We start from the raw sequence: 21,619 nt of genomic DNA, 5'->3' as shown, positions 1-21,619 counted from the left end.
CACTGGTTGTTTTTTGTACAACCGCCGTTTCAACAACCTTCCCACCCGCCCTGAACTGGTGCCCCTCCGGTCGTGATGCCTCATGCCGGAGCCGTCGGTTGCACCGGCAAAGGCCATACAGCGCGGCCCGCCCAAAAGCTGACCCCCTGGCCAGGATTTTGCTTTACCCACAAGCGACCCATTTCCGGATCAGAGCCTGTCATGCCAAACAACGCAACGCCGCCGCGCCTGCATCTGCGCCACATTACCAAGCGGTATCCGGGCTGCTTGGCCAACGATGCGGTCGACCTGAGCATTCAACCCGGCGAGATCCATGCTCTGCTGGGGGAAAACGGCGCGGGCAAGAGCACGCTGATGAAGATCATCTACGGCGTGACGCAGCCCGATGACGGCTCGATCATCTGGGAAGGCCAGCCGGTGATCATGCGCAACCCCGCGCAGGCACGAAGCCTTGGCATCGGGATGGTGTTCCAGCATTTTTCCCTGTTCGAGACCCTGACCGTTGCGCAGAACATTGCGCTGGCCATGGGCGCCGACGCCGGAACACCCAGGCAACTGGAGCCGCGTATTCGTGAAGTGTCGCAACGCTACGGCATGGCGCTGGAGCCGCAGCGTCTGGTTCATAGCCTGTCCATCGGCGAACGGCAGAAGGTCGAGATCATTCGCTGCCTGATGCAAGACATTCGCCTGCTGATCCTCGACGAACCCACCTCGGTGCTCACGCCACAGGAAGCCGACGAGCTATTCGTGACCCTGCGGCGCCTGGCCGAAGAAGGCTGCAGCATTCTGTTCATCAGCCACAAGCTCGGCGAAGTGCGTGCGCTGTGCCATACCGCGACGGTCTTGCGTGGCGGTCAGTTGGCCGGACATTGCATTCCGTCAGCCTGCACTGACCTGGAACTGGCGCGAATGATGGTCGGCGACGCGGAAGGATTGACCGCTCGCTATGAAAAATCCAGCGGCGGCGTGCCGTTCCTCAAGATCGAGCAACTGTCGTGGCGCAACCCGGACCCGTTCGGCTGTTCCTTGCACAACCTGAACCTGGAAGTGCGCAGCGGCGAAATCCTCGGTATCGCAGGCGTCGCCGGCAACGGGCAGGACGAACTGCTGGCGTTGCTCAGCGGTGAACAGCGGTTGCCCGTTGCGCAAGCCGCGACCATCCGTTTCAAGGATGCCAATGTTGCCGCGCTGCGCCCGGATGCACGGCGCAAGCTCGGGCTGGCGTTCGTACCCGCCGAGCGGCTGGGCCACGGTGCGGTGCCGGACCTGAGCCTGAGCGATAACGCCCTGCTCACCGCTTTCCAGCAAGGCCTGGTCAGCAAGGGACTGATCCAGCGTGGCAAGGTCCGCGCGCTGGCGCAGGAGATCATCAGCCGCTTTGCGGTCAAGACGCCAGACGAAAACACCGCCGCGCGCAGCCTGTCCGGCGGCAATCTGCAGAAATTCATCCTGGGCCGCGAGATCCTGCAGAACCCGAGATTGCTGGTGGCCGCGCACCCGACCTGGGGCGTGGATATTGGCGCGGCGGCAGCCATTCACCGCGCGTTGATCGCTCTGCGTGATGCCGGTGCCGCGATTCTGGTGATCTCCGAAGACCTGGACGAGTTGTTCCAGATCAGCGACCGAATCGCTGCGCTGAGCAGCGGAAAACTGTGCCTCCCGGTAGCCACCGGGCAAACCAGTCTCGTTCAGGTGGGCGGCTGGATGGCCGGTCAGTTCGATCATTCTCAACCCCAAGCCGCGGCGCTGGGTTAACGGAGCAAACGATGCTGCTTTCTCTCGAACCACGCGGCCAGCAGTCCCGCGCCATGTTGTGGTGCTCACCGCTGCTGGCTGCGGTGCTGACTCTGGCCTGCGGCTCCCTGCTGTTCGTGGCTTTGGGGCTGGACCCATTGCTGACTCTGCATACCTTGTTGATCGCGCCGGTCAGCGACCTTTATGGTCTCTCGGAATTGATGGTCAAGACCCTGCCGATCCTGCTCTGCGCCCTCGGCCTGGCAGTGGCCTATCAAGCGCGCATCTGGAACATCGGCGCCGAAGGCCAGCTGTTGCTCGGTGCGCTGGCGGGCAGCGCGGTGGCGGTCAACGTGATCGAGGTGCAAAGCCGCTGGGCGCTGGTCTTGATCCTGTTCGCCGGAACCTTGGCCGGTGCGGCGTGGGCCGGGCTGACCGCGTGGCTGCGTACGCATTTCAACGCCAACGAAATCCTCACCAGCATCATGCTCAACTACATCGCCCTGAACCTGCTGTTGTATTTCGTGCACGGCCCGCTCAAGGACCCGGCCGGGATGAACTTCCCGGAATCCGCCGGCTTCGGTGACGCCAGTCGCCTGCCGTTGCTCATGGAAGACGGCCGTGCCCATGTCGGCGTGTACTTCGCCCTGCTGGCCCTGGTGATCGTGTGGGTGTTGCTGCAACGCAGCTTCGTTGGTTTCCAGATCAAAGTGCTCGGGCTGGACAAGCGCGCCGCCGGGTTCGTCGGTTTTCGGGAAAAGCGGCTGGTGTGGCTCGCGCTGCTGATTAGCGGCGCGCTGGCCGGGCTGGCCGGCGTATGTGAAGTGACCGGCCCGATCGGCCAACTGGTGCCGCAGGTGTCGCCCGGCTATGGCTATGCGGCAATCACCGTGGCGTTTCTGGGTCGCCTCAATCCGCTGGGGATTCTGTTTTCCAGCCTGTTGATCGCCCTGCTCTATCTGGGCGGAGAACAGGCGCAGATGATGCTGAACCTTCCGCCCTCTATCACGCAGCTGTTCCAGGGAATGATGTTGTTCTTCCTGCTGGCCTGCGATGTATTGATCCTCTATCGCCCGCGCCTGAAGCTGCGCTGGGCCAAGCGGCAGATGGCCGCAGCGCCGGGAGTCGCGTGATGGATATGGACCTGCTGAGCAACATTCTCTACGCCATGGTGCGCTGCGGCACGCCGCTGCTGCTGGTGGCCTTGGGCGAACTAATCTGTGAAAAGAGCGGCGTCATCAATCTGGGCCAGGAAGGCATGATGCTGTTCGGTGCGGTGATCGGCTTCATCATCGGCCTGAGCACCGGCAATCTGTGGCTGGGCGTGTTGCTGGCGATGCTCGCCGGAATGCTGCTGTCAGGGTTGTTCGCTGTCGTGGCGCTGGTGTTCAACGCCAATCAGGTGGCGACCGGTCTGGCGTTGACCATTTTTGGCGTGGGCCTGTCGAGCTTCGTCGGCGCCGCCTGGGTGGGCAAACCGCTGCACGGTTTCGAACCGCTGGCGATTCCGCTGTTGAGTGACATTCCCCTGATCGGCCGCATGCTGTTTGCCCAGGATGTGCTGGTGTACTTGTCGTTCGCGTTATTCGCACTGGTGGCCTGGGCGCTGCTCAAAAGCCGCATCGGCCTGATCATTCAGGCCGTCGGGGAAAACCCGGATGCCGCCAGCGCCATGGGCTTGCCGGTATTGCGCGTGCGCACGCTGGCGGTACTGTTCGGCGGTGCGATGGCCGGGCTGGCGGGCGCTTATCTGTCGCTGGCCTACACGCCAATGTGGGCGGAAAACATGAGCGCCGGCCGCGGCTGGATCGCGCTGGCGCTGGTGGTATTCGCCAGTTGGCGGGTGTGGCGGCTGTTGCTCGGCGCCTGGCTGTTCGGCCTCGCCAGCATTCTGCACCTGGTGGCACAGGGCGTCGGTCTGGCTGTGCCGTCCAACCTGCTGGCGATGCTGCCGTATGTGGCGACCATTCTGGTGCTGGTCCTGCTGTCCCGCGACGCCCTGCGCACCCGTCTTTATGCGCCGGTTTCTCTCGGGCAGCCCTGGCGTGCAGGCCATTGAGGCTCCACGGTGCTGCGTTAGCGACGAGCACGACTACTCTGTGGAAACAGAACAGCAGGTGCTGTTCAATAGTCGACCGGCTCCCGGGCTTACGCTGAACGAAGCAGGCAAACACATTGCCGAACACTGGGAAAGGCACTATCCATTTCCAAGGAGTTTTTCATGACCACCACCAAAACCGCGCTGATCGTCGGCGCCTCTCGAGGCTTGGGGCTAGGGCTTGTACAACGCCTGACCGAGCAGGGTTGGGACGTCATCGCGACCGTCCGTGATCAGAACAAGGCCGATGACCTGAAAGCGCTGACCGGCGTGCGCATCGAGACCGTGGACATCGACGAGATCGCTTCGCTGGAAGTGCTGATGCAGAAGCTCAAGGGCGAAGTATTCGACGTGATATTCGTCAATGCCGGGATTCTGGGTTCCAGCCATCAAAGTGCCGCGCAATCCACTGCCGCCGAGCTGGGCCAGCTGTTTCTGACCAACGCCGTTGCACCGATCCGCCTGGCTGAACGTCTGATTGACCAGATCCGCCCGGAAACCGGCATCCTCGCTTTCATGAGTTCGGTGCTGGGTAGCGTGACCTGCCCGGACGGTGCCGAACTGGCGCTGTACAAGGCCAGCAAGGCCGCGCTCAACTCCATGACCAACACCTTCGTGACGCAACTGGGTGAGTCGCGCCCGACCGTGCTGTCGCTGCATCCAGGCTGGGTCAAGACCGCCATGGGCGGCGAAGGCGCCGACATCGACGTGCACACCAGCACCACGGGCCTGGTGCAGCAGCTCAATGCTTATGCCGGTAAAGGTGGGCATCACTTCATCAACTACAAGGGCGAAACGATTCCCTGGTAACATTCCGTCTCCTCTGTAGGAGCGCTTACCCGCGACAACCGATGACGCGTTGCGCTTGGCTTATCGCGTCGTATGCGGCGCGGGCAAACGCGCTCCCACACCCTGGATCAGCAGACAGGGCATAACTGAGCTGGCTAAACCTGAACCCATTTTCAGTAGAGCCGCCCATGTCTGCGAACCGTATCTGGTTGAAAAACCCCCTCGCCATCTTCACTGCCAATGATCTGGACGCCCGTGGCGGTCTGGTGATCGACGAGGGAAAAATCGTCGAGCTGCTGGCTGCCGGGCAGACGCCCGCGATGCCATGTGCGCAGGTGTTCGATGCCCGGGAGCATGTGCTGCTGCCGGGCCTGATCAACACCCATCATCATTTCTATCAGACCCTTACCCGCGCCTGGGCGCCGGTGGTCAATCAGCCGCTGTTTCCCTGGCTCAAGACGCTTTATCCCGTGTGGGCTCGACTGACGCCCGAGCAGCTTGGGGTCGCCAGCACCGTGGCGTTGGTAGAACTGCTGTTGTCGGGCTGCACCACGGCGGCCGACCATCATTATCTGTTTCCCGACGGCCTGGAGCAGGCCATCGACGTGCAGGTCGAAAGTGTGCGGCAACTGGGCATGCGCGCGATGCTGACCCGCGGCTCGATGAGCCTTGGGGAAGCGGACGGCGGCCTGCCGCCGCAACAGACGGTGCAGCAAGGCGAGGTGATTCTGGCCGACAGTCAGCGCCTGATCGAGACTTATCACCAGCGCGGCGACGGCGCGCAGATCCAGATCGCCCTCGCGCCCTGCTCGCCGTTTTCCGTGACACCGCAGATTATGGCCGAGAGTGCAGCCATGGCGGAAAAGCTCGATGTGCGCCTGCACACGCATCTGGCAGAAACCCTGGATGAGGAAGATTTCTGCCTGCAACGCTTCGGCCTGCGCACCGTGGATTATCTGGACAGCGTCGGCTGGCTAGGGCCACGCACCTGGCTGGCCCACGGCATTCATTTCAACCCGGATGAAATTGCCCGGCTCGGGGCGGCAGGCACCGGCATCTGCCACTGCCCGACGTCGAACATGCGCCTGGCGTCGGGTATCTGCCCGACGCTGGACCTGATCGCCGCCGGCGCGCCGCTGGGTTTGGGGGTCGACGGTTCAGCCTCCAACGACGCGTCGAACATGATCCTCGAAGCGCGTCAGGCGTTGTACCTGCAGCGGTTGCGCTACGGCGCGCAGGCCATCACGCCGGAACGGGTACTGGGCTGGGCAACCAAGGGTTCGGCGCAGTTGCTGGGGCGTAGTGATATCGGCGAGCTGGCGGTGGGCAAGCAGGCGGATCTGGCGTTGTTCAAACTCGACGAGCTGCGGTTTTCCGGCAGCCATGACCCGCTCTCGGCACTGCTGCTGTGCGGCGCGGATCGAGCCGACCGGGTGATGATTGCGGGTCGCTGGCGGGTGATCGATGGACAGGTAGCAGGCTTGGACCTGGCCGGCCTGATTGCCCGGCATCGTCAGGCAGCGCAACGCTTGCTGCAGGGCTGAGTGGCGTTCGTTCGGGCCTGTGAACGGATCGATGCCACAGTGAGTTGCGATTCGCTACAGTGTCGCCTTCTTCGGCAACCTGGCAAATACCGTGTCCGACTCCGCATCTGATCTGGATGAAAAATCCCTCGGCCGACTGGTGCTCGGCCTGGCATGGCAACTGCTGCTGTTGGTCGGCCCCATCGTCGCGGTCACGCTGCTGCCGCCGTGGCAGGGCGTGATCATCATACTGGCCTGCGGAGCGGTCACTGCTGTTTGCGTAAAGTTGAAATGGATGAAGGCGGCGGGCCTCCTGACGCAGTTGACCAGTTCAGCGGTGATCGGCCTGGCGTTCAGCCTCGGCCGCACGTTGCCCAATTACTGGAATGTGCCAGCGGCTCTGGTGGTGCTGTTCGGTGGCCTGGCTGTGATCGGCAAATGTGAGCACTGGCTTGGATTGGCGGTGGAGCCGGTAAAGCCCAAGCCGCAACTTCGCGACCCTGTCGACGACCGTGGCGACCGCGCCAGTGCCTGGGGTGGCAACGAGCCGCAGGAAACGCCCGAAGGTGAGCCGATTCGGGTGTTCAACCACAGCGAAATCGCCATGGGTGGCCCGACCTACTGCGATTACCTGTTTCCGGATGGAGTCCTGCTGCAGGGCGTCGGTTCATCGGCACGTTTTTCCAGCGATGGCCGCTATTTCGCTGCAGCGATGCCGTCGCGCAACCATTGGGGTTTGTTGATCCTCGACCGTGAGCTGAAGCAGATTTATCACTGCAACACGGAACTGTTCTGGGAGCTGGACCAATTCACCGAGACACACCTGATCGGTCGGTGCAGCCCGCTGGTGGACAACGGCACCTACGAGATCGAGCTGAAGGAATTGCTCGAATCCACCACGGCGGTGAAGCTGGTTCCCATCGCCGATATCTGGATCGAACCAAGCGAATGGCTGTCGGACATGACCGGCGCACGCTGCGAATACCCTGCCCCCACAGGTCGACACAAGGTTGAAGGTCGGCTTTCAGTGCCGGAAAGCCTGCGCAATCTGGAGCAGCCCACCAATGCGCTGCGCTACCCCTACTACCAACTGAGCCTCGACGGTGAGGACACTGCGCTGCAGTTCTACGTCACCTGGCCGCCGATCTGGCGCGCCGATGGCAACGCCTTGTGTGTCTGGGCGCGGAAGGCTGGCGAACAGCTTTTGAGTTATTGGTACTGGGAAGCGGGCAGCGGCTGGACGGGCTTGCCCGAGCCTTGGGTCAAGACAGACAACGAGCCATCGCTGAACTGGAGCGAGCCGCTGAGCCTGGATGATCAATATGTACGAATTACGGGCTATCTCGACTATCCCAAGCCGGATCGCGGCACGTATGGCTACGGGCTGCAAAGTGTTCACAGCGACACCGAAACCCAGATCGGCCATGACGCTCAAGGCCGCATGCTGACTGCGAGTCGGCCGCTGACACGCACACAATTGATGGTGCCGCTCGCGGGCAGCGGCGAACGCGGCAGCACGCAGATCGAAACCGAGATGTTGCTGAACGCGGTCCGCGCCCGACTGATCTGGCAACGAGACAACGCCGAGGGCCTTGGCGGCTTCATCTGCATGATCGGCGACTGGGCGCTGCCGGGTCTGTGGCTGATGGATCATCGCGTGTCGGACTGCCGAAGGTATCTGGCGCTCATTCCATTCACGCCGTCTCCGGCAGTGGCCAACCATGTGGTGGTTGCCGATAGCGAGCGCCGTTGCCTGCTGGACGGACCGCCCATGCAAGTCGTGCGGCTGCTGGATTTCCAGGCGGGCAGACTGAGCGTGGCGACAGTGCTCGGCCGCTTGAGCAAAAACCGGCCGACCTCACCGCTACAGCGCCTTAACCAGCAGGTACCGCCCGCCGAAGTGGCGGCTGGCTTCTGCGAGCATCGTGAAGACTCAAAGCCGTACTACGAGGCGAAGGAGCTGGCGATTGAATCCGGCGAGCTGCGCCTGCGACCAAAGTGGCGGCGCGTAACAGTGCCGCAGGTGGCCAATGCCGATGGCGACTTCATCCAGCCCGCACCAAGCGGCAACGACGCCGCCTGGCTGTTCGGCAGCGAAACCGAGTACGCCGACAGCTGGCTGCGCGGCAGTTCGGGCCGTTTGGGCGGGCATTTACTGACAGCTTCGGGCTGTGCGCTCAAAGGGCTGGCGCCGTCGATGATCTGGTCTGCGGACGGCCGTTACCTGGCACTGACCCGCATGCACGCCGACATGCAGCGCAGTTGGGAACTGCTGTTGCTGGACGTCCAGGACCGCACGCTGCGTACCTATCCTCATCCGCTGGGCAACATGCCGCTGTTCGAAGCGTTCGACAACGAGCGGTTGCACGTGCGCACGTTCGAAGAGGATTGGGAGCCACGGGACAACGAGGACCAAGGTCGGGTCAGCCGATTGAGGCTGGCGGAACTGCTGGCGCTGCCGGCCGAACAGATGGTTGAGCATGACGGGCTGTGGCTACTGACGGCACAGCAAGATGATGCCGATTTGTGGAAAGCGCTGGACATCCGACCACTGAACAACTTTTGAAAAATTGATCATCGTCGCGACGGTATCTACAAACCCAGACACGACAGCATGATAAAGGTAGCGAACAGCACGAAGTGGGTCATGCCTTCGATGGCGTTGGTCTGGCCGTCGTTGAGGTTGATGGCGCTGACCAGCAACGTGATCACGATCATCACCGTCTGCACCGGGGTCATTGCCATCTGGAACGGCTGGCCGCTGTACAGCGCCATGGCTTCCATGACCGGCACGGTCAGGATCACCGTCGACAGCGATGCGCCCAACGCGATGTTGACCACCGACTGCATGCGATTGGCCAACGCAGCGCGCAGTGCCGTGAGAATTTCCGGTGCCGCCGAAATCGCCGCCACCAGAATCGCCGTCATCACCGGCGGCGCGCCGGTGCCTTCCAGACCCAGATCGACTGTCTTGGACATCACTTCCGCCAGCGCACCGATCACCACCACGCCGAGCACCAGGGTACCGATGGAAAGCGTCAGGTTGGCAGGCTCGCTCGGGGCGTCGGCCGGTTCCTGGCGCTTTTTCTTTTCCGGGTAGCTATAGCTGAAAAAGTAACTGTGCGGCCCGACCTGCATGCGCAGGAACAAGGTGTAAAGCACCACCATCGCACCAATGGTGAACGCCGAATACAGCTTCCAGTCCGCGCTGGGAATGAACTCCGGCACCACCATCGACACGCCCATGGCGGTCAGGATCATCACGCTGTAGGTGCGCGCCGAATCGTCGTTGTACGCCTGTTCGCCATGCTTGAGGCCGCCCATCAGCGCTGCCAGGCCGAGGATGCCGTTGATGTCCAGCATTACCGCCGAATAGATGGTGTCACGCACCAGCGTCGGCGACGGTTCGTTGCTCATCATGATCGCCAGGATCACCACTTCCACCAGCACGGCGGACAGCGTGAGGATCATCGTGCCGTAGGGGTCGCCGACTTTCTCGGCCAGGACTTCGGCATGGTGCGCGACGCGCATCGAGGCGCAGACGATGAAACCGACCAGCACCAGACCTGCGATCAACGCGACCACCTGCCCGCTTCCCAGCAGCACATGTTCCAGCGGATACGCCACGCAGGTCGCCAGGATCGCCAGGACCAGAAACGCTTCTTGCTTTAACAGTGAGCCCATTTCACTCCCGAGCCAGTGCGACGGATCGTCGCGCGACGCCTTCACAGGCATTAGTCAATGAAGTGGTTGAGAGTGCGGGTTGTCACAAAAGGTTTCAACGAACTGCCGGGATGAGAACCGCACCCAGCTGCAAATGACTTTTGATCCTGCCGGCCCGATGTGAAATAGTGCCCGCCGTTTTTATTCGCGGCCTGTCTGGCGCGACGGTTCGCTGCAAGGAAAGGGGTAAATCAGTCATGCGCAAATCACGACTTCTGCAACTGCTGGCCGGCACTGTGTTGACGCTCTCGGTCGGCGCGCTTCAGGCAGCCCCCATCGACATCGACGACGGCCAACACAAGGTTCACCTGCCGGACACTCCCAAGCGCGTCGTGGTGCTGGAGTTCTCGTTTCTCGACAGCCTGGCCTCGGTGGGTGTCACGCCGGTGGGCGCTGCGGACGACGGCGATGCCAACCGCGTTCTGCCCCGGGCCCGCAAGGCCATCGGCGAGTGGCAATCGGTAGGCCTGCGTTCGCAACCCAACATTGAAGTGATCGCCCGCCTCAAGCCCGACCTGATCATCGCCGATCTCGGTCGCCATCAGGCGCTGTACAACGACCTGTCCAGCCTGGCGCCCACCTTGATGTTGCCGTCCCGCGGCGAGGATTATCAGGGCAGCCTGAAATCCGCCGAGCTGATCGGCACCGCGCTAGGCAAAGGCCCGCAGATGCAGGCAAGAATCGCGGAGAACAAGGCCCATCTCCAGCAGATCGCCACGCAGATTCCGACCGGTGCGAAAGTGCTGTTCGGCGTGGCCCGGGAAGACAGCTTCTCGGTACACGGTCCGCACTCTTACGCGGGCAGTGTCTTGCAGGCCATCGGTTTACAGACTCCGCAAGTGCGCAAGAACGCTGCGCCTACCGAATTCGTCAGCCTCGAACAATTGCTGGCGCTGGACCCGGCCTGGTTGCTGGTCGGTCACTACCGCCGTCCAAGCCTGGTGGACAGCTGGAGCAAACAGCCGCTGTGGCAGGTACTTGGTGCGGTGCGCAACAAGCAGGTCGCGGAAGTCGACGGTGACAGCTGGGCGCGCAATCGCGGAATCATGGCCTCCGAACAGATCGCCGAAGATGCCCTTGCCGTCCTTAAAGGCGGCAAGGCCGTGCTGAACCCGTAAATGCGCCGCTGGTTGTTGGCCGGCGTAATCGCCGCGACATGCCTGGGATTGTTCTGGGTATCGCTGTTTGCCTTGTCGCCGTTCGACATCACCCGCAGCGACGCGTGGAACGGACTGGTCGCCCAAGGCCGGGGCGGTAGCAACATCGCTTATGTGGTAGCGCAATTGCGCGTCCCTCGTGCGCTGTGTGCGGCACTGGTCGGCGCCTGCCTCGGCGTGGCCGGCGCCTTGATGCAAGGCATTACCCGCAACCGGCTGGCGTCCCCTTCCCTGTTTGGGGTGACTGCCGGCGCAGCGCTGGGCCTGGCGCTGTTTTCCACCGGGCTGGTTGCGTTGCCTTTCCCCGGCGGCGCGCTGCTGATGACCTGTCTGGGTGGCGCGCTCGCCTGGATCACGGTATTCAGCCTCGGCGGTGCATGGTCGCCGGTCGCCGCGCAAGGTCGGCTGGTGCTGGCGGGCGTCGCGGTGGCAGCCCTGTGTGCGGCGCTGACCCGGCTGACCGTTATCCTCGTCGAAGCCCAGGCACAGAGTGTGCTCAACTGGCTGGCCGGATCGCTCGCCAATGTCGGCGCCAGCCAGTTGCAGCTGTTATGGCCTTGCACCTTGATCGGCGTCGTTCTTGCCATGGCCTGCGCGCCACGCCTGAACCTGGTCAACCTCGGCGAAGACGCCGCCCGTTCCCTGGGCGTGCGAATCGGCCCGCTAAGGCTGCTGGTATTCGTCGTCAGCCTGCTGCTGGTCGGTGCCAGCGTTTGCGCAGTAGGGCCAATCGGTTTCGTCGGTCTGATTGCACCCAATATCGCCCGGCAATGGCTGGGCAACGATTACCGCTGGTTGATCCCGGTCAGCGCCGGGCTGGGCGCGGCCATCGTGCTGGCGGCAGACCTGATCAGCCGCGCCGTGGCGTTCCCGGTGGAAACCCCGGCCGGCGTCGTTACTGCGTTGATCGGCGCGCCGTTCTTCCTGTTTCTTGCCAGGCGTGCGCTATGAGCCGGGCCGGACCAAGATTGCTGATCCTGCTTGGGCTGTTGTTGCTCGCGATATGGCTGAGCCTGAGTGCCGGCACCGTGTGGCTGACACCGGGCGCGGTGCTCGATCATTTGATCGCCCACGACAGCAAGGACTTCGACGTCTGGAATCACCGCCTGCCCCGCGGCCTGATCGCCATCGTGACCGGTGCCGCGTTCGGCCTGGCGGGAGCCATCGTCCAGGGCGTGATTCGCAATCCGCTGGCCTCGCCAGAAATTCTCGGCGTCACTCAGGGCGCAGGGCTTGCGTTGACCCTCGCCATCATTGGCCTGCCGCAACTGCCGGTGGTGTGGTTGCCGTTGGTGGCGTGCCTGGGCGGTGCGGCGGGTGCCTTGCTGCTGGCGTTGTACAACAGCGGCGTGCAGTTTTCCGGGGTGCGTTTCGCGCTGTCGGGCGTGGCGATTGCAGTCACGCTGTCGAGCATCACCGAGTTCCTGATCCTGTCCAACCCGCTGGATATCAATACCGCATTGCTTGCGCTGACCGGCAGCTTGTGGAGCCGTAACTGGCACCATGTGCTGCTGATGCTGCCTTTCGTACTGTTGATTCCGGCCGGACTGCTGCTGGCCAAACCGTTGAACCTGATCGGCCTGGGCGACGAAGCCGCGCAGACGCTGGGCACCGGCCTTGTGCGCGTGCGGTGGCTGGCGATGACCTGCGCCGTGCTGCTGACCAGCCTGGGGGTCGGGATCATCGGGCCGGTGGGTTTTGTCGGGCTGGTCGCGCCGCACATGGCCCGCCGTCTGGTGGGCGGACATCATCAATATCTGCTCCCGGCCTCGATGCTGGTGGGCGCGCTGCTGCTGGTCCTTGCCGATACGCTGGGCCGCACGCTGATCGCACCGAGCGAAATCCCCGCCGGCATCCTCACGGCGGTGATCGGCGCGCCGTATTTCCTGTGGCTGCTGGCCCGATTCAAAGGTTGAACCCATGAGCATTCTTCAGGCACGGCACCTCGACATCGGCTACGGCGCAACCCGCATCGTGCAAGACCTTTCGTTCAGCCCGCCGCCCGGCAAAGTCACCGCGCTGATCGGCCCCAACGGCTGCGGCAAGTCGACCCTGCTCAAGACCTTCGCACGCATTCTCATCCCTCAGGCCGGCAGCCTGACGCTGGACGAAAAGCCTTACGCCCGGCTCTCGGCCCGTGAACTGGCATGCAAGGTCGCGTTTCTGCCGCAGGTGTTGCCGATTCCGGAAGGCGTGACTGTGCGCCAGTTGGTCGCCTACGGTCGCAGCCCGCACAACAGCCTGTGGGGACGCTTGAGCGGTGCGGACCGAACCTGTGTCGATCAGGCCCTGCAACGCATGGAACTGGACACCCTGGCCGAACGCCCGCTGTCCGATCTGTCCGGCGGGCAACGGCAGCGCGCCTGGCTGGCGATGATCCTCGCCCAGGACGCGGCCATCGTGCTGCTCGACGAGCCGACCACGTACCTGGACATCAGCCATCAGGTCGAGCTGCTGGACCTGATGCGCCAGCTCAGTGCCGAAGGCAAGACCGTAGTGACTGTTCTGCATGACATCAACCAGGCTTGCCGCTACGCCGATCATCTGGCCGTGATGCAGGCCGGTCGCCTGGTCGCCAGCGGTGCGCCCGGCGATGTGCTGGATGCCGAACTGGTGTGCCGGGTGTTCGATGTGCAGGTGCAGATCCTGCGCGAACCGGTGGCCGGCACGCCGATGTGCATCGTCGAACGCAGCACGCGCTGCACCAGTTAGCGGCGTCTGCACTCGCAGCTGCACCGTCGCGCTGCATCGGCTGGATGCCTTCAGGCGCGCCAGCCACGGAAGCGCCATAAGCTGTCCTGTTGGTCAATTTTTTGCATTGTTGGCTTGAACCCGCCCGATGGATCACCCATTGCCGGACGCCAACAAGACCGCAAGGAGCCTGACCCGATGCATTCCACCCTTCCACGTCGTCCGCTGAAGAAACTGCTGTGCGCCATGGCCGCTGTCGTCGGGCTGACTTCCAGTCTGCACGCGTTGGCCGCCGACCCGCTGAAAGTGGGCTTTGTCTACATCGGCCCCATCGGCGACCACGGCTGGACCTATCAGCACGAGCAAGGCCGCAAGGCGATGGTCGCGGCGCTGGGCGACAAGGTCAGCAGCAGCTTCGTGGAAAACGTACCGGAAGGCGCGGACGCCGAGCGGGTCATCCGCAACATGGCCAAGGGCGGCTATGACCTGATCTTCAGCACCTCGTTCGGCTACATGAACCCAACGTTGAAAGTCGCCAAGCAGTTTCCCAAGGTCAAGTTCGAGCACGCCACCGGCTACAAGCAGGACAAGAACATGGGCACTTACCTGGCGCGGACCTATGAAGGTCGCTATGTGGGTGGCTACATTGCCGCGAAGATGACCAAGACCAAGAAGATCGGTTACGTCGCTTCGTTCCCGATCCCGGAAGTGCTGCGCGACATCGACGCCATCCAGCTGGCCTTGAACAAGTACAACCCCGGCACCGAGATCAAGGTGGTGTGGGTCAACTCGTGGTTCGATCCAGGCAAGGAAGCCGACGCGGCCAACGCGCTGATCGATCAGGGTGTGGACGTGGTATTCCAGCACACCGACAGCCCGGCGCCGATCCAGACCGCCGAGCGTCGCGGTGTCTACGCGGTGGGTTACGCATCGGACATGGCGCACTTCGGTCCCAAGGCAGTGCTGACATCCATCGTCAACAACTGGGGGCCGCATTACATCCAGGCCGCCGAAGGCGTGTTGAACAACACCTGGAAACCGCAGGATTACTGGGGGGGCCTGAAAGAAGGCACGGTCCAATTGCCGATCAGCGATGTGGTGCCCGCCGATGTGAAGGCCGAGGCACAGAAGATCATGGCCAGCATCGAGAGCGGCGAATTCCACCCGTTTACCGGCCCGATCAAGGATCAGGCCGGCAACGTGAAAATCCCGGCAGGTGCCGTGGCCACCCAGGCCGAGCTGGCCTCGATGAACTATTACGTCGAAGGCATCAGCGCCGAGCTGCCCAAGTAACTGGCCGTCGGTCGTGCCCGGAGAGGACTTTCTGACGAGCACGACCCTTCACTTCCCACGGTTATCAGGAAAGGTTGATGAACCAGCTTCCCATCATCGATATCACGCCACTCTACGGCACCGACGCATCGGCGCGGCGGGACATCGCCACGCGCATCGACAAGGCCTGCCGCGAATGGGGCTTTTTCTACATCAAAGGCCACCCGATCAGCGCGCAGCGGATCGAGCAGGTTCAGGCGCTGGCGAAATCGTTCTTCGCCCAGCCCATGGACGAGAAGCTGAAGATCGACATCACCCGCAGTACCCACCACCGCGGCTATGGCGCCATCGCCACCGAACAACTGGACCCCAACCTGCCCAGCGACCTGAAGGAAACCTTCGACATGGGCCTGCACATGCCGGCCGATCATCCGGAGGTGCTGGCGGGCAAGCCGTTGCGCGGACCGAATCGGCATCCGGACATGCCCGGCTGGGAAAGCCTGATGGAGCAGCATTACCTCGACATGCAGGCGTTGGCGCAAACGCTGTTGCGAGCCATGACCCTGGCGTTGGGCATCGAGCCTGATTTCTTCGATCAGCGCTTCAAGGACCCGGTCAGCGTCTTGCGGATGATTCACTACCCGCCGCGCCACACCGCGACCTCAAGCGATCAACAGGGCGCAGGCGCACATACCGACTATGGTTGCGTGACGCTGCTGTACCAGGACGCAGCCGGTGGGCTTCAGGTTCGCGACGTGCGTGGGCAATGGATCGACGCGCCGCCCATCGACGGCACCTTCGTGGTCAACCTCGGCGACATGATGGCGCGCTGGAGCAACGATCGTTACGTGTCCACGCCGCACCGGGTCATCAGCCCGCTGGGTGTGGATCGCTACTCGATGCCGTTCTTCGCCGAGCCGCACCCGGACACCCGCATCGAATGCCTGCCGGGCTGCCAGAGCGACAGCCAGCCGGCGCGCTATCCGGTGACCACCTGTGCAGAATTTCTGCTGTCGCGCTTCGCCGACACCTACGCCTATCGTCGCGAGCAGGACGCGACGGCCTGAGCGAGAACTGAACGCCCGGTCAGGTTTTACCCTGCTGCCGGGCGGGCATCTGTACAATGCTGGCGATCTGCACCTGATGAGAAACGAACATGTACGACTGGTTGAACGCCCTGCCCAAGGCAGAACTGCACTTGCACCTCGAAGGCTCCCTGGAACCTGAGCTGCTGTTCGCGCTGGCCGAGCGCAATAAAGTCGCTCTGCCGTGGAATGACGTCGAGACCCTGCGCAAGGCTTACGCCTTCAACAACCTTCAAGAATTCCTCGACCTGTACTACCGCGGCGCCGACGTGCTGCGCACCGAGCAGGACTTCTACGACCTGACCTGGGCGTACCTGTTGCGCTGCAAAGAACAGAACGTCATCCACACCGAACCGTTCTACGATCCACAGACCCACACCGATCGCGGCATTGCCTTCGAAGTGGTCCTCAGCGGCATCACGGCTGCGTTGAAGGATGGCCAGTCGAAGCTGGGCGTCAGCAGTGGCTTGATCCTCAGTTTCCTGCGCCACTTGAGCGAGGAAGAAGCCGAGAAGACCCTCGACCAGGCACTGCCGTTTCGCGATGCATTCGTGGCCGTCGGCCTGGACAGCTCCGAGATGGGCCATCCACCGAGCAAGTTCCAGCGCGTATTCGACCGCGCGCGCAACGAAGGCTTCCTGACCGTCGCCCATGCCGGTGAAGAAGGCCCGCCCGAATACATCTGGGAAGCCCTGGACCTGCTGAAAATCCAGCGTATCGACCACGGCGTGCGCGCCATCGAAGACGAGCGCCTGATGCAGCGGATCATTGACGAGCAGATTCCGCTGACGGTCTGCCCGCTGTCCAACACCAAGCTGTGCGTCTTCGACGACATGTCGCAGCACAACATTCTCGACATGCTGGAACGCGGCGTGAAGGTGACGGTGAATTCGGATGACCCGGCGTATTTCGGTGGCTACGTCACCGAGAATTTCCACGCGCTGTACACCCATCTGGGTATGACCCAGGATCAGGCGCAACGCCTGGCCCAGAACAGCCTGGATGCTCGTCTGGTCAAGCCTTGACCTGACGCTTCGCCGCTCGATGGCGGGCGTCTGCGGCCTGGGCTTCCCGACCGCAGGCGCCCGCCGGCCGCCCTTACGCTGCTGCGGCGATCTTGCTGATCTCGCGCTGCCCGCTGGACGACACCTGCAAGGTGCTGGATTCCTCGGTGGTGCGCAGCCAGCCCATCTGAATGAACAGCTGCAACAATCCCGCTCCCAGTGCGCCGCCCAGATGCGGACTGCGCTCGCTCCATTCCGGGCAGGTACACACGGTTTCGCGCTTGCGTTGCGCCAGCGCCGGAACGTAGATGCCGCGTTCGGCGAACTTGAGCATGCCCTTGCTGGTGACTTCGATGCGCTGTTCCTGCTGCTCGATCCACCCCGCGCCGAGCAGCCGCTGATAGAGCTCGGCGGCCATTTCACCGCCCAGGTGATCGGCGCAGATACGCGCCCGGCGCAGCGGCAACGGCGGCATGGGCTGCGCGACGCTGCGGCTGATCTGGTCGGCGCTGACCAACGAGGCATTGGCCAGCGCCTCCACGGCCGCGCCCACTTCCGGAGCTGCGAGGCGGAAGAAACGCTTGCGACCACGCGCCTCCTGTTTCAACAGTCCGCCGCTGGCCAGACGTGCCAGGTGGGCGCCCGCGGAAGACGTCGAGAGTCCTGCCAGCAGCGCCAACTCATCGGCAGGTCGAGCAGTACCGTCCATCAACGCCCATATCATTGCGCTCCGCTTGGGGTCGGCCAACAATGCCGCAATCTGGCTGATGCAAGGTGCATATTCCATGTATTCACTCCCTGTTGATACATACATCCGCGCGATGACTTACTCAATTGGCCCCATCACGCTCCGGCAAGTTGAACGTGGATCCAACCTGAAATGCCAAGTATAAACTCTACGCCTTGCCAGCCGATCAGGTAAAAGTTCCTGTGCGCAGCGTCTCGGCCGACAAATATGCATAAGTCGACTCGACGCTGCTCAAAGGCGCTTGAGCGGACATAACATGGCAATACTCAGGAATGGCTCTATCTCGCGGATTTTCACGATCAGCTCAGATATTTCAGCCTGAAAGGCCGCGTAACACCGCGCACAGAGACGTTGAAACAGCGCATCGGCAACCTGCAACCTGTCTTGTTTCCTCGCTCTTTTATTTGCACTTTCCGAAGTTTCCGTAGGCCAATTCTTCAAACTTCGTAGCCAATAAACGATTAAACACGCTCAACTAACGAGTGCTGTTCGCAGCGCTGCCGAAGCATCTCAAGCAATAGATTGATCGGTTTGCTCAGTTGCGCGCGATGGGCGCACAACAAGTTCAAGGGGGCCAGTTCGCCCTGAAGCTCTGGCATCAAAACTTTCAGGCGGCCAGCGCGGATATCGGCGGCGACATCCAGCGCCGACTTGTACGCCACGCCCTCGCCGGCCACGGCCCAGCGGCGTACCACGTCGGCATCGTCACTGAAGCGGTTGCCGCCGACGGTGAGGCCCACTTCACGGCGGCCGTCATGGAAGGTCCAGTGGTCGTGAACCCGGTCGCCGAGCATGAACAGCAGGCAGTTATGCTGCGCCAATTGTTCGAGTTGGCGCGGCTCACCGTGCCGGCTCAGGTAAGCGGGCGCGGCGCACAGCACCCGCCGATTGCCGGGAGCCACCGGCAGCGCCACCAGGCTCGAATCTTCCGGCTCCCCGTAGCGCAACGCCACGTCCACCGGCTGGCGAAACAGATCGGCGATCCGATCACCCAGCAGCAGGCGAACAGTGAGCTGCGGATGGCGCAGTTGAAACTCGTCCAGCCAGGGCAACAGCACATTGCGCCCCAGATCAGAAGGCGCGGACAACTGCAACACGCCTTCGCAGCGGTCCTGACTACTCGCCAACAGACGACGCCCTTCTTCGAGGCTGGACAGCGCAGCGCGGGCGTATTCGAGAAAGCCTTCACCTTCGGCAGTGAGCCGCAGGCTGCGGGTCGAACGCGCCAGCAGGCGTGCGCCCAATTGCTGTTCGATCCGCTTGAGGGCCGCGCTGGCGACCGCCGCCGACAGGTCCATGACCCGCGCAGCCGCGGACAGGCTGCCCAGATCGGCGGCACGCACGAACAGTTGCAGGTCATCGAAGCGCAGCATGAGTACCACCCGCATTATCAAAGAAATATTGAAAGAGCCTGCTCTTTTAGCGGGTTTTATCTGCGCTGGAAATAGCTAATCATCTGCCCATTCCAATCATCATCCAGGACCATGCCATGAAAGCCATTGCCTACTACCAGTCGCTGCCCATCACTGATGCCCAGTCCTTGCAGGACATCGAGCTGCCGGAGCCCGTTGCCGGGCCGCGCGATCTGTTGGTCGAGGTCAAGGCCATTTCGGTCAACCCGGTCGACACCAAGATCCGCCACAACGTCCAGCCCGAAGACGGCGCCGCCAAGGTGCTGGGTTGGGACGTGGCCGGTGTGGTCAAGGCGGTGGGCAGCGAAGTGACGCTGTTCCAGCCGGGAGACAAGGTGTTCTACGCCGGCTCGCTGACCCGCCCTGGTGCCAACAGCGAATTGCATGTCGTGGACGAGCGCATCGTCGGCCACATGCCCAAGACCCTCAGCTTCGCCCACGCCGCCGCACTCCCATTGACGGCGATCACCGCCTGGGAATTGCTGTTCGAGCGTCTGCAAGTCGCCCAGGGCCAGAATGAAAAGCAGGACAGCCTGCTGATCGTCGGCGCTGCCGGTGGCGTGGGTTCGATCCTGACTCAACTGGCGCGTCAACTGACCTCTTTGAAAGTCATCGGCACCGCTTCACGGCCGGAAACCGAAAGCTGGGTCCGCGACCTCGGCGCCCACGACGTGCTGGACCACAGCAAGCCGCTGAGCGAAGAACTCAAGCGCGTCGGCCTGGACCACGTCACCCACGTCGCCAGCCTGACCCAGACCGAGCAGCATCTGGATCAACTGGTGGAAGCGCTCAAGCCGCAAGGCAAACTGGCGTTGATCGATGATCCCAAGGCGCTGGACGTGTCAAAGCTCAAGCGCAAGAGCCTGTCGCTGCACTGGGAGTTCATGTACACCCGCTCGATGTTCGAGACCGAGGACATGATCGAGCAACACAACCTGCTCAATCGGGTGGCCGAGCTGATCGATGCCGGCACGCTGAAAACCACCTTCGGCGAACACTTCGGCACCATCAATGCCCAGAACCTGCGTCGCGCTCACGAACTGCTGGAAAGCGGCAAGGCCAAGGGCAAGATTGTTCTGGAAGGTTTCCAGGGCTGATCGGACATACTCTCCGGACACCGCATCGCGCGATGTCCGGAGTGCCGCATTATCAGGCGCTGACCAGCGCGTCACGTGCCCGCTGCAGGCGCCGCGTGTAGACCATCGCACTCACCGCCAGCACGCCGCACAAGCTGATGACCATCGTCATCGGCGTGGACGTGCCGTCGTGCAGCACGCCGACCATGCTTGCCGCTCCTGCGGCGACGCTGAACTGCAAGAACCCCATCAACGCCGAAGCGCTGCCTGCGCGTCGACCCTGGCCGTTCATGGCGCAGGCCGACGCATTGGGAATGATGCAACCCAGGCTCGCCAGGCACACGAACAGCGGCACCAGCAACGGCCACAATTGCTCGGTACGCATCAGGCTGACGCCCAATACGGTCAGGCCGGCTGCCAGATAGACCCAGATCGCACGGGACAGCAGAAACGCCGGGCCGACCTTGCGCAGCAGGCGTGCATTGATCTGCGCCACCAGAATGAAACCGGCCGCGTTGGTGCCGAACAACCAGCCGTAGTGCTCGGCCGGTACGCCGTACAGCTTGATGAACACAAAAGGCGAACCGGCAATGTAGGAGAACATCCCGGCCATCGCGATTCCGCCAGTCAGCGCGTGGCCGATGAACACATGGTCCTTGAACAGGTTGGCGTACTGTCGCAGCGCGCCACTGAGGGGCTGACGCGGGTGTTCGGCGGGCATGCTTTCCGGCAGGCCGATGGCGACCGCCGCCAGGCACGCGGCGCTGAACACGGTCAGGCACAGGAATATCGCCTGCCAGCCCGCCGTGTTGACCAGCAGACCGCCGAGCATCGGGGCGAGGATCGGCGCCAGGCCCATCACCAGCATCAGTTGCGAGAACACTTTGGCCGACTCGACCGCATTGCATTTGTCACTGACGATGGCTCGCGCCAGCACCATGCCCGCGCAACCGCCCAGCGCCTGCACGAAGCGCGCGCCGATCAGCCATTCCAGGTTCGGTGCAAAGGCGCAGGCCAGCGAGGCCAGGGTGAACAGGCTGACGCCGACCAGCAGCGGAACCCGCCGACCGAAACGGTCCGCCACCGGCCCATAAGCCAGTTGACCGAGCGACAGGCCGAGGAAATACGCCGCCAACGTCAGCTGGATGTGTTTCTCATCCGTGCCAAAGTAGGTAGCCATGGCCGGGAAACCGGGCAGGTAGAAATCGATGGCCAGCGGGCCGAAGGCGCTGAGCGCGCCGAGGATAAGGATTGTTCGCAGATTCATCAGGCGTCCATGTACAGGCAGGGCAGCGCAGGAGTTTAAC

At 62.8% G+C, this 21,619-nt stretch carries 18 protein-coding genes; 14 read left to right on the top strand and 4 right to left on the bottom strand.

What is annotated here, in order from left to right:
• Positions 1-201: 201 nt before the first annotated feature.
• From EGJ27_RS07505 to EGJ27_RS07480, 6 genes are all read left to right on the top strand, one after another.
• Positions 202-1,755 carry an ABC transporter ATP-binding protein gene (locus EGJ27_RS07505; protein ID WP_125830094.1) on the top strand — a complete coding sequence of 518 codons (1,554 nt, stop codon included), beginning with the start codon at positions 202-204 and terminating at the stop codon, positions 1,753-1,755.
• 11 nt (positions 1,756-1,766) lie between these two features.
• Positions 1,767-2,867, top strand: a complete 1,101-nt coding sequence (locus EGJ27_RS07500) for an ABC transporter permease (protein ID WP_125830093.1) — start codon at positions 1,767-1,769, stop codon at positions 2,865-2,867.
• The gene (locus EGJ27_RS07495; RefSeq protein WP_125830092.1) at positions 2,867-3,793 is read left to right on the top strand and encodes an ABC transporter permease; all 927 of its coding nucleotides are present in this window, start codon (positions 2,867-2,869) and stop codon (positions 3,791-3,793) included. The genes EGJ27_RS07500 and EGJ27_RS07495 overlap by 1 nt, the downstream gene beginning before the upstream one ends.
• A 162-nt stretch (positions 3,794-3,955) precedes the next feature.
• Entirely contained in the window at positions 3,956-4,642 is a 687-nt protein-coding gene (locus tag EGJ27_RS07490) for an SDR family oxidoreductase (RefSeq protein ID WP_125830091.1), read from the top strand.
• A 167-nt stretch (positions 4,643-4,809) separates the two neighbouring features.
• Positions 4,810-6,165 carry an 8-oxoguanine deaminase gene (locus EGJ27_RS07485; protein WP_125830090.1) on the top strand — a complete coding sequence of 452 codons (1,356 nt, stop codon included), beginning with the start codon at positions 4,810-4,812 and terminating at the stop codon, positions 6,163-6,165.
• Between the two features lie 91 nt (positions 6,166-6,256).
• Positions 6,257-8,710 carry a hypothetical protein gene (locus tag EGJ27_RS07480; RefSeq protein WP_256672698.1) on the top strand — a complete coding sequence of 818 codons (2,454 nt, stop codon included), beginning with the start codon at positions 6,257-6,259 and terminating at the stop codon, positions 8,708-8,710.
• A 26-nt stretch (positions 8,711-8,736) separates the two neighbouring features.
• Here EGJ27_RS07480 and EGJ27_RS07475 read toward each other — a convergent pair whose 3' ends face one another.
• Positions 8,737-9,828, bottom strand: coding sequence for a calcium:proton antiporter (locus EGJ27_RS07475; RefSeq protein WP_125830088.1), 1,092 nt, complete (start codon positions 9,826-9,828; stop codon positions 8,737-8,739).
• 236 nt (positions 9,829-10,064) lie between these two features.
• Between EGJ27_RS07475 and EGJ27_RS07470 the strand changes: the two genes are divergently transcribed.
• From EGJ27_RS07470 to EGJ27_RS07440, 7 genes are all read left to right on the top strand, one after another.
• Positions 10,065-10,985, top strand: coding sequence for a Fe(3+) dicitrate ABC transporter substrate-binding protein (locus tag EGJ27_RS07470; RefSeq protein ID WP_125830087.1), 921 nt, complete (start codon positions 10,065-10,067; stop codon positions 10,983-10,985).
• A complete protein-coding gene (fecC, locus tag EGJ27_RS07465) occupies positions 10,986-11,975 on the top strand; it encodes an iron-dicitrate ABC transporter permease FecC (RefSeq protein ID WP_177522965.1) in 990 nt (329 codons plus the stop codon).
• Positions 11,972-12,940 carry an iron chelate uptake ABC transporter family permease subunit gene (locus EGJ27_RS07460; RefSeq protein ID WP_125830086.1) on the top strand — a complete coding sequence of 323 codons (969 nt, stop codon included), beginning with the start codon at positions 11,972-11,974 and terminating at the stop codon, positions 12,938-12,940. The genes fecC and EGJ27_RS07460 overlap by 4 nt, the downstream gene beginning before the upstream one ends.
• A 4-nt stretch (positions 12,941-12,944) precedes the next feature.
• The gene (fecE, locus tag EGJ27_RS07455) at positions 12,945-13,736 is read left to right on the top strand and encodes a Fe(3+) dicitrate ABC transporter ATP-binding protein FecE (protein WP_125830085.1); all 792 of its coding nucleotides are present in this window, start codon (positions 12,945-12,947) and stop codon (positions 13,734-13,736) included.
• A gap of 177 nt (positions 13,737-13,913) precedes the next feature.
• Positions 13,914-15,008, top strand: coding sequence for a BMP family ABC transporter substrate-binding protein (locus EGJ27_RS07450; RefSeq protein WP_125830084.1), 1,095 nt, complete (start codon positions 13,914-13,916; stop codon positions 15,006-15,008).
• A 77-nt stretch (positions 15,009-15,085) separates the two neighbouring features.
• The gene (locus EGJ27_RS07445; RefSeq protein ID WP_125830083.1) at positions 15,086-16,054 is read left to right on the top strand and encodes an isopenicillin N synthase family oxygenase; all 969 of its coding nucleotides are present in this window, start codon (positions 15,086-15,088) and stop codon (positions 16,052-16,054) included.
• Positions 16,055-16,143: 89 nt separating this feature from the next.
• Complete coding sequence (locus EGJ27_RS07440; protein WP_125830082.1) at positions 16,144-17,097, top strand: adenosine deaminase; 954 nt, start codon at positions 16,144-16,146, stop codon at positions 17,095-17,097.
• Between the two features lie 73 nt (positions 17,098-17,170).
• On the opposite strand, the gene EGJ27_RS07435 is transcribed toward EGJ27_RS07440, so the two are convergent.
• A complete protein-coding gene (locus tag EGJ27_RS07435; protein WP_125830081.1) occupies positions 17,171-17,863 on the bottom strand; it encodes a helix-turn-helix transcriptional regulator in 693 nt (230 codons plus the stop codon).
• 422 nt (positions 17,864-18,285) lie between these two features.
• The gene (locus EGJ27_RS07430) at positions 18,286-19,197 is read right to left on the bottom strand and encodes a LysR family transcriptional regulator (protein ID WP_125830080.1); all 912 of its coding nucleotides are present in this window, start codon (positions 19,195-19,197) and stop codon (positions 18,286-18,288) included.
• Positions 19,198-19,313: 116 nt separating this feature from the next.
• Here EGJ27_RS07430 and EGJ27_RS07425 point away from each other — a divergent pair, with 116 nt between their 5' ends.
• Positions 19,314-20,333, top strand: coding sequence for a zinc-binding alcohol dehydrogenase family protein (locus EGJ27_RS07425; RefSeq protein WP_125830079.1), 1,020 nt, complete (start codon positions 19,314-19,316; stop codon positions 20,331-20,333).
• A gap of 52 nt (positions 20,334-20,385) precedes the next feature.
• Here the strand turns inward: EGJ27_RS07425 and EGJ27_RS07420 are convergent, their stop codons facing one another.
• Entirely contained in the window at positions 20,386-21,579 is a 1,194-nt protein-coding gene (locus EGJ27_RS07420; protein WP_125830078.1) for a multidrug effflux MFS transporter, read from the bottom strand.
• Positions 21,580-21,619 lie beyond the last annotated feature (40 nt).

This window comes from Pseudomonas sp. v388 (genome assembly GCF_003935425.1).
Classification (GTDB): domain Bacteria; phylum Pseudomonadota; class Gammaproteobacteria; order Pseudomonadales; family Pseudomonadaceae; genus Aquipseudomonas.
The sequence above is the reverse complement of the archived record's forward strand: the minus strand, read 5'-3'. Positions and strand labels throughout refer to the sequence as shown.